Source organism: Mesorhizobium sp. WSM4808, assembly GCF_055811675.1.
Genome location: NZ_JBVVQX010000013.1, coordinates 91,636 through 104,877 on the forward strand (window position 1 = coordinate 91,636; position 13,242 = coordinate 104,877).

Consider the following 13,242-nt stretch of genomic DNA (forward strand, 5'->3'; position numbering starts at 1 on the left):
CTTTCTCGCCAGGTCAGGCGGATTCGGTCATGGCGCCGATCCGCCGGTAGACGAATGGTTCTTCTCTCGAAGGGGCTGTGGCAATGCGCTTGGCTTCGTCGATCAGCATTGCCATGCGAGCATGGACCGGCGATTTCGCGCAAGCCGGGTCCGTTGCAGCGGCATCGCCGGCGATCGCCATCGCCTGGCAGCGGCAGCCGCCCCAGTCGATCTCGCGCCGCTCACAGCCGCGACAGGGTTCCTGCATCCAGTCCGTGCCGCGAAAGGCATTGAACCCCGGTGAATCGGCCCAGATCGAGGACAGCCTGCGTGGTTCGAAACGCTCGAAGCTGAGCGACGGGATCGTCTGTGCGGCATGGCAGGGCAGTACGGTGCCGTCAGGCGTCACCATGAAGGCGTCCCGCGCCCAGCCGCCCATGCACGGCTTGGGATAGATCGCGAAATAGTCCGGCGTCACAAAATCGATGTTGATGATGCCGGCCAGTCGCTCCTGTGCCTCCGCAACGATCTCCGCCTGCCTGTCGACCGCTTCACGCTCGGGCATCAGTTGGTCGCGATTGGTCAACGCCCAGCCGGCATACTGCACATTGGCGATCTCGAGCCTCTCCGCGCCCAGCGAAAGGGCGAGATCGATGAATTCCGGCACTTCCTCGATGTTATGGCGATGGATCGGTGCGTTGATGGTAAGAGGCAGACCGGCAGCGCGTGCGCGGCGTGCCGTTTCCAGCTTCTTTTCGTGAGCGCCCTTGTGGTTGCCGATGCGATCGGTGGTCGCCGGCCGCGCGCCCTGAAAGCTCAGTTGCAGATGGTCGAGGCCGGCTTCGGCAAATGCCTCGATACGGCCCTCGACGATGCCAACGCCCGCGGTAATCAGATTGGTGTAGACGCCGCGCCCCGCAAGCCCTGCGATCAATTGCTCGAGGTCGCGGCGCAGTGTCGGCTCGCCACCGGACAGATGCACCTGGAGCACTCCCAGATCGGCGGCCTCCGAGAACAGGGCGAGCCAGGTCTCTGTGTCGAGTTCGCGATTGGCCTTCAGCAGTTCCAGCGGATTGGAGCAATAAGGGCATTGCAGCGGGCAGCGATGCGTCAGTTCCGCCAGCATGCCGATTGGAGGGAGGAGGGGCGTGCTCATAGCCTCACCAGCAGCTTGTCCGACCATTCCTGCAGGAAGGCGATGACGTCGGTCGCCACGGCCTCCTGTTCGGCCTCATAATCCGCGGCAAGGCCAGCAATGATATCGCCTGCCGTTGACCGTCCATCGCAGCGGCGCAAAATATCGAGACTGACATCGTTCGGCCAGAATATCTTTTCGGGTGAAAGCACGGCGAATGCCTGCCGCACGGAATCGTACTGTATGCGCACGTGCTTCGGCAGCGAAGGTATCGACTGCAGCGACACCACGGCTCTTTCGCGCAGCGCCATCATAGGGCTGCCTCGGGCTGGAAGGCGCCGGGCGGTATGTTTCCCTGCTCGCCATAGGCGTGTTGAAGCGCATCAAGCATGGCCCAGAGTATATCGCATTTGAACACCAGTGCATCGATTGCCTGCTGCTGGCGCTCCGCCGTATCGGCATGGCTGAGCACGTAGGCGAGGGCGAAGTCGGCGTCACGCGAGGCCTGTTCGGGCCGTTGCCTGAAATAGGCCAGTGTATCCTCGGTGATGTAGTCGTATTTGGCCAGCATTGCCGGCACCCGCTCGCCGATGATGAGTGGCGAGAACATCTCGGTCAGCGAGGACGCGACCGCCTCGAACAACGTCCGGTTTGTGCAAAAGGAAAGGTAAGCGCCCACCGCGAAGCGCGTCGCCGGCAGTGCCAGCCTTTCGCTCTTCACGGCCTCGGCGTCCAGGCCGAGCGAAGTTGCCAGATGCAGCCAGCGCGCGATGCCGCCGCTCCAGCCGTCCTCGCCGTCATGATCCTCGATCCGCTTGCGCCACGCGGCGCGAAACGCTGGATCCTCGGCATGCACGAGGATCATGGCATCCTTGCGGGGGATGACCGCCTGATAGCAATAGCGGTTCAGCGCCCAGGCCTTCATCTCGGCCTTCGACAATGCGCCGCTGGTCATCCTGTGGTGAAAGGGATGGCGATTGTGATAGCGCTCGGCGCCAACCTGCCTCAGCACGGCTTCGAGAGCGTTCGTGGAGAGTCCGCCTTTGGCTGCATCGCGGAAGTCGCTCAAAATTCCACCTCAATACCGTCGCTTGCGATTTCCCAGCCTGCCGCCTTGACCGCCGCGTGCTCGGCGGAGTTCTCGTCAAGGATGGGGTTGGTGTTGTTGATGTGGACGAAGACACGACGGCCGACCTTCACATCGGCCAAGCCGGCGATCGAACCCGATTCTCCCGAGATTGCCAGATGCCCCATGCGCGCGCCGGTTTTCTGACCGACGCCGGCAACGATCATCTCGTCGTCGGTATAGACCGTGCCGTCGAACAGAAGACAGGCGGCATCGGCGAGACGCGCGCGCAAGGCCGCATCGATGCGCGCGCAGCCTGGGATATAGAAGACGGAGCCGCGGCTGCCGACGCCGGCAATTCGGACTCCGATCGTATTACCTGCGTCGGAGCTGAAATTGGCATCCGGATGGTCTCTATCCTCCAGATAGAGTGCTATCTTCCCGGGCACTGGAAAGGGCTCGATCATTACGCCGGTCTCGCGGCCTTCTGCGTCGCAAATGGCCAATTCTTTCGCCGGCGGCAGGATGCGCCGCGGCACAAGCGCTGGATCGAGAACGTTGAAAATCGAATTCGCCTCCAGCGTCGCCAGAACCTGCGCCGTTGCATAGATGGCGAAAGGCTGCCGCTCGCGCAGGCTGAGCAGTCCGGCGATATGATCGACATCGGCGTTGGTCAGCACCACCGCGCGAATAGGCGTCGAGCGCAGCGGCGCATCGCCCGCAGGCTGCAGTTCAGGTGTTGCAGCGATTTGCTGGCGAATGTCGGGCGAGGCATTGAAAAGAACCCAGCCGAACCCGTCCGCCGAGGCGGCGACACTTGACTGGGTTCGTGAATGCACGCCGGCCATGCCGGTGCGAGCCGCACGACTCAGACTGTAGTTGCAGTTCCATTGCGGAAAGCCGCCGCCCGCCGCCGATCCGATGATCCTCAAATGCATGAAAATGCCCGCGCGCCGGCTTCTCTGACCTGCAGGCAATTTGCAGTCACAAAAAACGCTTCGCGCACTTTGCGTGCGTCAAAATCTTTCACGAAAATCCATGGGGCGAGGGGATGCGCGCCCCTGTCGCCAGGGACGCGCACCTCTGCGGCCTACTTCTTGGGAGTAATTTCAGCAGGCAGATACCGTGAAATTTCGAAGCCAGCGGCAACCTGACACATGGTCGGTTTTTTCCAGTTCTTCTTCATGACATTTCTCCTCTTATACCAGCCCGAAGGGACCGATCCTGTCGTTAGCCAACCATTGCAGGGCACCGACGCAATGGCTCGTCCATCAAGTCTCAAAATGGACAAATGAAACAATAGGTTTTGAAAAGTTGAAAACCAACTATCGAGAATAATTGCAGTCCTTACTTCAATTGTTCGTTGTATAGGGTCTTTTCTCCTCCAGTGGAAGGTTTGCATCTTCCCACCCATCAGCGCCGAGCGGATACCAGATTACCGAACTGTAGCCCCACTCGACGGCCCGTTTCGCCGCATTCCACGACATCCAGCAATTCGCCATGCAGTAGAACAGAATCGCGCGCGACTTGTCCGTCCCGGCCTTGGCCTCGAGGCCTTGGCGAAAATAGCTGGCGGTCTCCTGCGAAATAGCGCCGTATCCCACATTGGCCAGCCATATGCTGCCTGGGATGTCCTTTCTGACCTTGTCCCTCCATATGGTTCCTGCCGGCAAATTGGTCGGTTTGGGCGTGTCCGGCATCACGTCGAAGAAGATCGCCTTTTTCGCCCGCCACAGCGCTTCCGCTTCCACCGTCGTCACCACCCTCGCGCCTTGCAGCGTCCGCGGCACCGGCGCCCGATAGTCGTCCATCCGGAAACCGCTGGGTTCGGCGACATCGCCAGCCCATGTCGGCTCGGTCAGACCCAGAAGGCTCGCGGCGACCAGCAAGAAAATAGTCTCCCTTCCATTCATTGGGTAATCAGGTTGTCGTGTTCGTCGATCAGCGGCACGTTATAGCTCAGCAGGATCCTGGTGATCTCCGCCTGGTTTTCCCTGATCACCCGGTTGAGCGTCCGCTTCCATTCCTGGTCGGACGGACGTACGCCCATGGTAATGCGGTAAGACATGCGCGAGCCGGTTTTTTCCTTCACCAGTGGAACGATCGTCACATCAGCTCCGAGTTCCTTGGCATAGTAACCTGCCATCGGTCCCCACAGCACCGCCGCATCGATCTTGTGTGCCAGCATGTCCTTGATCATGACCTCCCCCATGGATGGGGTGACGCGCGTATCCACCGCAAGCGGATAGATCTTGGCGGTCCGCAGGAGCTTGTTGGCGGCCATGTTGGCGGTTGGCGGCGTGCTTTCAACGACGCCGATCGTCTTGCCCGTGAGTCTGGAATCCTCGATCGTTTCCACGCCTTCCATATCTTTGCTTTTCGGATGCACCAGCACATAGGCGGAGCGATAGTAGGCGTTGGTGTTCTGCACCAGCTCATCGCCCTGGGCATAGCCCATGATGATGTCGCATCGGTTGGCCCCCAACGTATTGCGCACGAAGCCGGTGATCGTGGGAAACCAGGTGTAGGAGACGGACTTGCGCCCGGTTTTCGCGGCAACCAGCTCTGCCAGCTTGTTTTCGAATCCTTCGCCGCTCTTGTCGGTGAAGGGCATATTCGAGGGATCGGCGCAGACGCGCAAGATGTCGGGGTCGACCAGTTCTCCCGCCGCACCAAGGCCGGCGCTTTGCGCATGCGCATTCGACGGCAGCAAGGCGAGCGTGCCGAGGATCGGCAGAACGACGCGCAGCTTCAATGCATCGCGGCCAATCATGTCACCCACCCATGCAGGATGCTTCGGCATCCTTCGCCGCCTGGGCCTTGTCTTCGTGCTTGGGCGGCCGTCCGCGGGGCGCCGCGCCATCTGCGCGCGCGCGCAGGTAGATGTAGAGGTCGTCCATGTAGCAATAGACATTCTTGTTGTCGCCAAAGGCAGGCATGACGTTTTCCTTGCCGCCGCCGACATTCTTGCGGCCCTCGGCGACGATCGAGAGGAACGTGCCGTAATCCATGTTTTTCAGGCTGTTGACCAAAGCCGGCGCATAGCTCGAACCTGTTGCATCCTGTCCGTGGCAGACATGGCAATCGGAGTGATACCGGCGGTAGCCGCTGAACGTGTACCAATCGACGGTTCCGTTTTCGATCTTGTAGGTCGGATTTCCATCCGCATCCAAATACTTGCCGCCTTCTTCCTTCACCGCCTTGGCTTTTTCCATGCTGTCGTCGGCCTGGGCGACGCCTGAGCTTGCCAGAGGCAGCAGAGCCAGGACCAAAGCCGAAATTACAATGCGAACGGACATTCAAACTTCCTTCATTTGCCAATGGACACGGTTTTGCTGGCGCGACCGGCATTGATCGGTGTTTTGGGTGCGTAACCGAATCGAGAGCCCGGCCATGGCTTCCGGATGATCCGGGCTCTCGTTCTTCAAGCCTTTGGTCTCACAAGACCTGAGGCGTTCTCAAGGTTCCCAGCGCATCAATCCGGGAGACCGAAGACGGTGAGCTGACCGCCCAGCGTCGTGTAGTCGGCAAGTGCCGCGTAGCCACCGACGGCACCAAGACCAGCGGTGCCAACGACGGCGGCCTCATCGCCTTGGGCACGGCCCTGATCGACGGCGCCATGCCAGGCAGCGGCGTTATCAGGCGAAAGCAGGCCGCCTGCCAGGCCAATACCTGCCCAACCGCCAACACCCGACAGAACGGCGATGTACTGCTTGCCGCCCTGCTCGTAGGTCGTGATGTTGCCGATGATGCCGGACGGGGTCTTGAACTTGTAGAGTTCCTTGCCGTCCTTATCGACCGCCTTGATGTAGCCTTCGAGCGTGCCGTAGAAGACGACGTCGCCATCCGTGGCCAACGCGCCAGACCACACCGAGAACATCTCGGGCTTCGACCAGACGATCTCACCCTTGGCTGCATCCCAGGCAATGAAGTTGCCCATGCTGCCGTCGCCGCCAGGGGCCGGGTACATCGACACGGTGGCGCCAACATAGGGCTGACCGGCGGTGTAGCTTACCTTGTAAGGCTCATAGTCCATGCAGACATGGTTGGTCGGGACATAGAACAGCCCAGTCTTCGGCGAGTAGGCGGCCGGCTGCTGGTCTTTGGTTCCAAGCGCGGCCGGGCAGATGCCGGTCGAGTTGGTGTCTTCGCCGTTTTGCTGGGTCGAATATTTCGCCACGACCTGCGGGCGGCCATACTGATCGCTCTTTGGGTCCATGTTGACTTCGGTCGCCCAGTTCACAGCCGGATCGTATTTTTTGGCGACGAGAAGTTCGCCGCTGGCGCGATCCATGGTGTAGGCAAAGCCATTGCGATCGAAATGCACCAGCACGTCGTGCTTGGCGCCGTTGACGTCCATGCCATCGACGAGGATCATCTCGTTGATGCCGTCATAGTCCCATTCGTCATGCGGGGTCATCTGGTAGAGCCATTTGGCAACACCCGTGTCCGCATCGCGGGCCATGATCGTCATCGACCAGCGATTGTCGCCGGGGCGTTGTACGGGGTTCCACGTCGAGGGATTGCCGGTGCCATAGTAGACCAGGTTCAGCTTGGGATCATAGGAATACCATCCCCATGTCGTGCCGCCGCCTGTCTTCCACTGCTCGCCTTCCCAGGTGTTCGTGCCGGAGTCCTTGCCCACCGGCTTGCCGAGATGCGTGGTCTTTTCGGGATCGATCAGGGTGTCTGCGTCCGGACCTTCCGAATAGGCTTTCCAGGCGAGTTTGCCATCTTTCAGATTGTAGGCGGCCAGCCAGCCGCGAACGCCGAATTCGGCGCCGGAGACGCCGATGAGCACCTTGTCCTTGACGACGACGGGGGCAGCCGTACCGGATTCGCCTTTGCCGCCATCGGTCTGGTCACCGTTCTTGACCGACCAGACGACCTTGCCGGTCTTCGCGTCGAGGGCGACGACCGTGGTGTCGGCCTGATTGAGAATGATCTTGCCGTCACCATAGGCAACACCGCGATTGACCGTATCGCAACACATGATCGGAATGACGTTGGGATCCTGCTTGGGTTCGTATTTCCAGAGGATCTTCCCGTCATTCTTGAGGTCGAGCGCAAAGACATTGTTCGGGAAAGGCGTGTGGACATACATCACATCGCCGATGATAAGCGGTCCACCCTCGTGGCCTCGCAGCACGCCGGTGGAAAAGGTCCACTTGACCTGCAGGTTCTTCACATTGTCCGCAGTAATCTGGTTGAGTTTGGAATAGCGGGTGTTGGCGTAGTCACCCGTCTGCATTGCCCAGTTCTTCGAATCCGAAGCCAGCTTTGCAAGGTCCTCGTTAGCCGACGCCGTATAGGCCGCGCCGAGCGACAGAAACGCCGCAGTGGTTAGAATATAGGTAGCTTTCGTAAGTACACGCATCCGAATTCCTCCCGAGGTTCATAGTGATGAATCATTTGCTGAGCCCACAAGGGCTTGCCCAAGCGATTCACGGGGGGGAAATATTTCCGGCAGCGTGTCACGACCTAAGCCAGATGTGCAGAGGGCACCGTTACTGCCCACCTCACCTTGGCCTACGAAAGACTGTCGCCGCTCCCTAATGACGGTGACGCCCTTGAAGCCGGAAACAGGGTGAGGCTATGTCATCGCAAAACGCTAGGCAAGCAAAAAAACCTGGGTGTCTTTTTGCACCGCAATATCGTAAATGATGCGGTGCAATATAAGGAAATAACTAGGACGGTATTTGTTATATAAAGTATTTCTACTAGCTAAGTAACGGTTGGCCGCATAAAATTTGATTATTTTTTGAGTTTTACATTTCACCTAAGCAAGGATTTTATTTAGCGGTATTCACTTCGAGGTCCCGACCTAGCCATCTACGTGCTGCATGGGGAATCGATAGTGGGCCAAGCATGAGATGATCGTTGGAGTTGGGGTGTGGAGCGGGCCATCAGGCCGCCATGCGGAACCACGGTCGATGAGTACCGCATTCCTCCTTTGGTCGTATACGGAAGCCATGGGCGCTTGACTGACTCTGCGGCTCGTTGCCAACTGCCACGGTGATCCCGACTTGGCACATCGCGCCCAGGCTAACCGGAGGTTTTCCCATGATCAGATATGTTGGATTTTCGACCTTGCCGCTGCTCCTGGCCGCGCCGCTGGCCTTCGCAAACTCGGCGGGCGCCGCGGGAGATTACCCGACAGCAACGATTGCCGATTACGTGCTCGGCTGCATGCAGACGAACGGCCAGACACGTAAGGCGCTGGAAAGCTGTTCCTGCTCGATCGACGTCATCGCCTCGATCCTTCCGTACGACCACTATGAGAGGGCCGAGACTTTCAAGAGTATGTCTTTGACCACAGGCGAAAACGCTGGGCTGTTTCGCGAAAGCGCACCGGCGAAGGCCGCCCGTACCGAATTGAAGCGCGCGCAGTCGGAAGCCGACGTGCGCTGCTTTTAGAGCCTGCTCCCTCCGCAAGCCGGATGGAGTTCCATCCTTTGCCTGGACATGATCCTCCCGAAATGAGCTTCACTTCGGGGATCGAGCTGGCAAGCATCCGGCATTACGGCGCAAGAGGGATACTTTAGAGACCTGTTGTCTCCAGCGGCCACTGATTGCGGAATGTTTTGCCATCCGTGTCGGTCGCTTCCACCTGGATTTCGCCGTTGCCATGCACGGTGAAATCGAACCGGAAATTGGGGTCTTCCGAAATCGATATTCCACCTTCCATGGAGAGGATCGGCCGGCCGGCTTGCGAGATCGACAGTTTCTGAACAAAATGCGCCGGTATGAAATACTGGGTCAGCGGATCCCGCTGCAGGCCCGAATTGTTAGGGTGCCGGATCATCAACTGCAGTTCCTCAGTCTTGGTCATCGTCTCTTTGGGCGGGAACTGGCGCAGCTTCATTTGACCCATCGTCGCGTTGGCCTCGTCCTGGTTCTTGACCGCAGGGGCGGAGCATCCGCCTGATGCCTTGACGAAGGTCTGCATCATATGGAGCTGGCCGCTCTGCGTCTCAGCGATGGCACGCAGATAGGAATAGTCGTTGACGCGCACGCGCGTCGACAGATGCGTCACGCCGGCATCCTTGCCGAGCTGGAACGTTGCCGCCACCGGTGCAGGGTTGGCATCGATGATCAAGGTAACGGATTTGATGCCGTCCGGCGCCTTGGCTGGATCGAGATAGATGTCGACGGGCACGATGGCGGCATCCTGCGCCCGCTTCGGCGCTTCGATCCTGACGACGCCGGTATCGACCAGAATTGCCCGATCGCCGAACACGTCGCCCTTCAAGTCATGCCAGATTCTGTCCGAGGACGCGGTTGTTTGCTGTGCGCTGGCGGTTCCCGAGGAGCCGAGCAGCGTGCCGATGGCCAAGATGATCGCGACAAAAACGGATGCGAGCGGCAAAGCGAGCTGCCGGCTCGAGTAAGCGTGATTTTGCATTTCGATGCCTCCACCAATGCAGAGAGGTGGTGCCCAGGCTGGCGTTGAGGATAAGCCTTTGGCGACGCCTTGGCAAATCGCCGTGCCTTACAGGTGCTGGACGCATGTCGGCATCGTCTATTCCCACTCGAGTTCGGCAAATGCGGCCGTTGCGTTGCGCTCGTTGTAATAGTCGAACAGGTGCCAATTATCCCGTTCGCTTTCGCCAGCGGTTTTGATTGCTTCGCGCAGCGGCGTTCCGTCGGCGATCGCCTTTCGGATATCGCGCGCCAGAATCTCGAAATAGCGTCGCTCCCCCGCCAGCGCCTGTGGCCAGTCGGCCGTTACAGGACCATGGCCAGGAACGACGCGCGCGGCGTCGATCGCGGTGAGCGCATCCATCTGGCGGAGCCATCCAAGCAGTGATCCGTCGAGCGTCGGCAAGGAGCCCATGAACACGAGATCGCCGGCAAAGAGCGTTCTGGTCGCGGTATCGAACACGGTCAGGTCGTTGTCGGTGTGCGCCGCCTTCCATGCCCGCAGTTCGATCATGCGCCCGCCGAGGTCGAGTTGCAGGTGATCGTCGACCAGCATGGTCGGCGGCACGATCTCGATCCCCTCCATCAACGCCTCGCCAAGCTGTTCGCGATAGTTGTGCAGATAGAACGCTCCACGCGCCTCGAGAGCACGCGGCAGATTGCGGTGACCGACGATGGTCGCGCCGATCTTCCGGAATGCCGCATTGCCGAAGATATGGTCGGGATGCATGTGGGTGTTGACCAGGAAGCGAACCGGCTTTGCTGTCAGCTTTCCGATCGCGGCGAGAAAGGCGTGCGCCTCGATCAGGCTGCCACCGCTGTCGATGACGGCAACCGCATCGGTGCCGATGACGGCGCCCAGATTGCAGATCGCACCGTTGTTGGCGGCGGTCATCAATTCATCCGCGCCCTGGAAGGCGAAGACGCCGTCGGCGATTTGCCTGGTCGAGAACCGCAAGCTGCCGCCTGCGGCCAGAACGGCTCGTCCGAGGCAGCATGGCAGCAAGGCGGCGCTGGCAGCGGTGCAGGTGAAGCCACTCACAAGCCTGCGTCTTAGCCGATCGATCGACATGAAGGTCTCCGATATGCATCTCGCCTGCAGGCGATCAGGTGACGTCCGGAAATCTATGATGGAACGACCGCAGGAGGTCGCTCATCACCTGCGAATTGCGATGTTGCCGTGGCAGCCGTACGTCGAACACGCCGAGCACATGGGTTGGCCGTGGCGCGAGCACGATGATGCGGTCCGACAGCATCAGTGCCTCGCGTAGATTATGCGTCACCATCAAGACGGTCGTTGGCCGTGCCGACCACACGGTCAAAAGCAGATGCCGAAGCCGCTCGGCGGTCTGTTCGTCGAGCGAGACAAAAGGTTCGTCCAGGAAAAGCACCGCCGGCTCGGTGGCGAAAGCCCTGGCAAGTGCTGCCCTGCGCGCAAGGCCGAGCGACAGTTCGGCAGGATAGAGCGAGCGCATGCCGGCGAGGCCGAGCGTGTCGAACAGCCCGTCCAGATTTTTCGCTCTCAAGCTTTTCGGCAACGCCAGCCTGACATTCTGTTCCACCGTTCGCCACGGCAGCAGGGTCGGTTCCTGGAATACGGCGGCGATGCGGTTCGAACCTCCTTGCGGCAACTGAAAGGAGCCGGAAAAGTCTTGGTCCAAGCCAAGCAGGATACGCAGCGTCGTGGTTTTGCCGCAGCCCGACGGTCCCAGCAAGCAGGCGAATTCGCCTTGCCGGACCTCGAAGGAAAGGTCCTGAAGCGCCGTGATCGAGACGCCTCGCGTGGACCTGAAGGTCTTTTCGGCGATGTCGACCTTAAGCGGGACGACGGCGCCAACGGGTTGCATGTCGTTCAACGGGCTGCACCAGGAGAAGTTCAATGACAAGCATCACCGCCACGAAAGCCAGCGTGTAGGCAAGGATGGCGGCGACATCGAAGAGCTGGAAATAGAGATGGATCTGGAAGCCGACACCGTTCGAGCGGCCGAGCAGTTCGACGACCAGGACGATCTTCCAGATGAGGGCAATGCCGGATCGCGATGCGGCGGCAAGATAGGGCTGCAATTGCGGCAGCAGGATATGGCGGATGCGTTCAAGGCGGCCGAAGCGATAGACGGTGGCCATTTCGGCGTAACTTGGATCAAGCGCCCTAGCGCCTTCGCGCATCGTCACCACGACATTCGGGATCTTGTTCACCGCCACCGCGCCGATCGCCGCCGCCTCGTTGAGGCCGAACCAGATGTAGCCGAGGACGATGACCACCAGCGCCGGGATGTTGAGGAACAGGATCACCCACGGGTTGAAAAAACGGTCGACGCGACGATGGCTGCCGAGCAAAACGCCGATGACGGATCCGATGATCATGGCGACGATATATGCCGCGGCGACCCGGCCGAGAGTCACGCCGAGATGGTAAAAGAGGTCGCCGCCCGCAGCCTCCCTGAGAAGCACCTGCCAGACCTGCGCAGGTCCTGGAAAGGCACGGCTTGGCCAGACGCTTGCCGCAAGGTTCCACAGCAGGCAAAGCGCGAGCAGGGAAACCGCTACGGTCAGCGCGGGCACCAGTGCCGTCGCCAGGCTGCGTCGGCCGGACATGCTCGGCGGGGCGTCACGCGTGCCGTCGGTTCCCAATGCGGTCATTTCTCGGGTCCCGGCCAGAACGTGCCGGGCGCCATCTCCGGCGCGCTGCCGACAAGTTTCGCGCCGCCGATCGCCGCCAGCACATGGTATAGCCTGCCGGCGTCGGCCGCTTCCTCGGCGACCGACCGTCTGGGAATGCCTTGGCGGTAGCGATCGCGCAGCTTTTCCAGTTCCTTGCCTTCCGCGCGAATGATCGGCGCCAGGCGCAGCCATTCGTCATCGGATCTGGCCAGCAAGTCCTTGGCTTGCGTGGACGCCCTCACGAAACCCCTGACGGCATCCGGGTTCTCGTTTGCCCATTGGTCATGGAAGACGTAACCGAGGGCCGAAACGGGTCCCAGAGCCCCGAGCGCCTTTGCCGCGTCGTTCACGCCGATCAGTCGACGGAAGCCATTGGCCTCGAGACGGGCGCAAAAATGCCAGAAATTCAGCACCGCATCGAGTTCGCCCTGTATCGCCTTTTCCGAAATCAGCGGCGGCGCGCCGAAGACGATGTCGCTGGCTGCCGACAGGTCGACGCCGAGATCGCGTCTGCTCAGCGCTTGTATAAGCAGCCAACTCTTGTCGAGCGGGCCGCCGGCGACGCCGATTTTCTTGTCCTCGAGATCGGCGACCGTCCGGATCGGCGAATCCTCCTTCACCATGATCGCCCCCACGGAGGTCGAATAGGGGGTCAATGTGAGGTCGCCGCCTTCGGAGCGCTGGCGCGAGACCCACAGCCAGTCGGAGACGATCATGTCGATCGCGCCAGCCAGCAGCGCGACGTTGGTTGCATCCTCGCCGGCGAAGTCGATGATCTCCAGATCGATCCCGTTGGCGGCATCGAATTTGTGCCGCCTTAGCGTATCGAGTTCCCAACTCACGGTTCCGAACTTCAGCACACCGAGGCGAATCCTGGCTGCCGCAACGACCGGCCTGGTAGCAAGAACAGCGGCTGTCCCGAGAACCGCCAGACGCAGCGTCATGCGCCGTGAAACCATCATGACACCTCCTCCCCAGG

General features: G+C 60.4%; 14 protein-coding genes. 1 reads left to right on the top strand and 13 read right to left on the bottom strand.

All coding sequences use genetic code 11. From position 1 onward, the window contains the following. Window positions 1-13 precede the first annotated feature (13 nt). The 8 genes from pqqE to AC0L2U_RS22910 form a co-directional block, all read right to left on the bottom strand. Complete coding sequence (pqqE, locus tag AC0L2U_RS22875) at window positions 14-1,135, bottom strand: pyrroloquinoline quinone biosynthesis protein PqqE (protein WP_127810620.1); 1,122 nt, start codon at window positions 1,133-1,135, stop codon at window positions 14-16. Beyond that, window positions 1,132-1,425, bottom strand: a complete 294-nt coding sequence (pqqD, locus tag AC0L2U_RS22880; RefSeq protein WP_292141135.1) for a pyrroloquinoline quinone biosynthesis peptide chaperone PqqD — start codon at window positions 1,423-1,425, stop codon at window positions 1,132-1,134. The genes pqqE and pqqD overlap by 4 nt, the downstream gene beginning before the upstream one ends. Next, a complete protein-coding gene (gene pqqC, locus AC0L2U_RS22885; RefSeq protein WP_127810618.1) occupies window positions 1,425-2,183 on the bottom strand; it encodes a pyrroloquinoline-quinone synthase PqqC in 759 nt (252 codons plus the stop codon). Before pqqC ends, pqqD begins: the two co-directional genes overlap by 1 nt. Next, complete coding sequence (gene pqqB, locus AC0L2U_RS22890; RefSeq protein WP_128288652.1) at window positions 2,180-3,118, bottom strand: pyrroloquinoline quinone biosynthesis protein PqqB; 939 nt, start codon at window positions 3,116-3,118, stop codon at window positions 2,180-2,182. The genes pqqC and pqqB overlap by 4 nt, the downstream gene beginning before the upstream one ends. A gap of 414 nt (window positions 3,119-3,532) precedes the next feature. After that, the gene (locus tag AC0L2U_RS22895; protein ID WP_473602691.1) at window positions 3,533-4,093 is read right to left on the bottom strand and encodes a PQQ-dependent catabolism-associated CXXCW motif protein; all 561 of its coding nucleotides are present in this window, start codon (window positions 4,091-4,093) and stop codon (window positions 3,533-3,535) included. Continuing rightward, window positions 4,090-4,953, bottom strand: coding sequence for a quinoprotein dehydrogenase-associated putative ABC transporter substrate-binding protein (locus tag AC0L2U_RS22900; protein WP_164873994.1), 864 nt, complete (start codon window positions 4,951-4,953; stop codon window positions 4,090-4,092). Before AC0L2U_RS22900 ends, AC0L2U_RS22895 begins: the two co-directional genes overlap by 4 nt. Window position 4,954: 1 nt before the next feature. Further along, window positions 4,955-5,479, bottom strand: a complete 525-nt coding sequence (locus AC0L2U_RS22905) for a c-type cytochrome, methanol metabolism-related (protein WP_127327544.1) — start codon at window positions 5,477-5,479, stop codon at window positions 4,955-4,957. 176 nt (window positions 5,480-5,655) lie between these two features. Next, window positions 5,656-7,557: a methanol/ethanol family PQQ-dependent dehydrogenase gene (locus AC0L2U_RS22910; protein WP_127321098.1), complete on the bottom strand. Its 1,902-nt coding sequence runs from the start codon at window positions 7,555-7,557 to the stop codon at window positions 5,656-5,658. Between the two features lie 686 nt (window positions 7,558-8,243). Here AC0L2U_RS22910 and AC0L2U_RS22915 point away from each other — a divergent pair. Then, entirely contained in the window at window positions 8,244-8,597 is a 354-nt protein-coding gene (locus AC0L2U_RS22915) for a hypothetical protein (RefSeq protein WP_127810616.1), read from the top strand. A 124-nt stretch (window positions 8,598-8,721) separates the two neighbouring features. Here AC0L2U_RS22915 and AC0L2U_RS22920 read toward each other — a convergent pair whose 3' ends face one another. From AC0L2U_RS22920 to AC0L2U_RS22940, 5 genes are all read right to left on the bottom strand, one after another. Continuing rightward, window positions 8,722-9,585: a quinoprotein dehydrogenase-associated SoxYZ-like carrier gene (locus AC0L2U_RS22920; RefSeq protein WP_473602692.1), complete on the bottom strand. Its 864-nt coding sequence runs from the start codon at window positions 9,583-9,585 to the stop codon at window positions 8,722-8,724. Between the two features lie 117 nt (window positions 9,586-9,702). Then, entirely contained in the window at window positions 9,703-10,674 is a 972-nt protein-coding gene (locus tag AC0L2U_RS22925) for a quinoprotein relay system zinc metallohydrolase 2 (RefSeq protein ID WP_473602693.1), read from the bottom strand. Between the two features lie 34 nt (window positions 10,675-10,708). Beyond that, on the bottom strand, window positions 10,709-11,449 hold the full coding sequence (locus tag AC0L2U_RS22930; RefSeq protein WP_473602733.1) for an ABC transporter ATP-binding protein: 741 nt from the start codon (window positions 11,447-11,449) through the stop codon (window positions 10,709-10,711). Beyond that, window positions 11,418-12,242 (bottom strand): ABC transporter permease, encoded by an 825-nt coding sequence (locus AC0L2U_RS22935; protein WP_127810613.1) that lies wholly within the window; start codon window positions 12,240-12,242, stop codon window positions 11,418-11,420. Before AC0L2U_RS22935 ends, AC0L2U_RS22930 begins: the two co-directional genes overlap by 32 nt. Next, window positions 12,239-13,225, bottom strand: coding sequence for an ABC transporter substrate-binding protein (locus AC0L2U_RS22940; RefSeq protein WP_473602694.1), 987 nt, complete (start codon window positions 13,223-13,225; stop codon window positions 12,239-12,241). Before AC0L2U_RS22940 ends, AC0L2U_RS22935 begins: the two co-directional genes overlap by 4 nt. Between the last annotated feature and the right edge of the window lie 17 nt (window positions 13,226-13,242).

What these genes read in the sequence shown, in the direction of transcription:
- AC0L2U_RS22925 (WP_473602693.1), bottom strand. Translation starts at nt 10,674, where the DNA reads ATGTCGATCGATCGGCTAAGACGCAGGCTTGTGAGTGGCTTCACCTGC.
- AC0L2U_RS22940 (WP_473602694.1), bottom strand. Translation starts at nt 13,225, where the DNA reads ATGATGGTTTCACGGCGCATGACGCTGCGTCTGGCGGTTCTCGGGACA.
- AC0L2U_RS22930 (WP_473602733.1), bottom strand. Translation starts at nt 11,449, where the DNA reads ATGCAACCCGTTGGCGCCGTCGTCCCGCTTAAGGTCGACATCGCCGAA.
- pqqB (WP_128288652.1), bottom strand. Translation starts at nt 3,118, where the DNA reads ATGCATTTGAGGATCATCGGATCGGCGGCGGGCGGCGGCTTTCCGCAA.
- AC0L2U_RS22920 (WP_473602692.1), bottom strand. Translation starts at nt 9,585, where the DNA reads ATGCAAAATCACGCTTACTCGAGCCGGCAGCTCGCTTTGCCGCTCGCA.
- pqqE (WP_127810620.1), bottom strand. Translation starts at nt 1,135, where the DNA reads ATGAGCACGCCCCTCCTCCCTCCAATCGGCATGCTGGCGGAACTGACG.
- pqqD (WP_292141135.1), bottom strand. Translation starts at nt 1,425, where the DNA reads ATGGCGCTGCGCGAAAGAGCCGTGGTGTCGCTGCAGTCGATACCTTCG.
- AC0L2U_RS22900 (WP_164873994.1), bottom strand. Translation starts at nt 4,953, where the DNA reads ATGATTGGCCGCGATGCATTGAAGCTGCGCGTCGTTCTGCCGATCCTC.
- AC0L2U_RS22915 (WP_127810616.1), top strand. Translation starts at nt 8,244, where the DNA reads ATGATCAGATATGTTGGATTTTCGACCTTGCCGCTGCTCCTGGCCGCG.
- AC0L2U_RS22910 (WP_127321098.1), bottom strand. Translation starts at nt 7,557, where the DNA reads ATGCGTGTACTTACGAAAGCTACCTATATTCTAACCACTGCGGCGTTT.
- AC0L2U_RS22905 (WP_127327544.1), bottom strand. Translation starts at nt 5,479, where the DNA reads ATGTCCGTTCGCATTGTAATTTCGGCTTTGGTCCTGGCTCTGCTGCCT.
- AC0L2U_RS22895 (WP_473602691.1), bottom strand. Translation starts at nt 4,093, where the DNA reads ATGAATGGAAGGGAGACTATTTTCTTGCTGGTCGCCGCGAGCCTTCTG.
- AC0L2U_RS22935 (WP_127810613.1), bottom strand. Translation starts at nt 12,242, where the DNA reads ATGACCGCATTGGGAACCGACGGCACGCGTGACGCCCCGCCGAGCATG.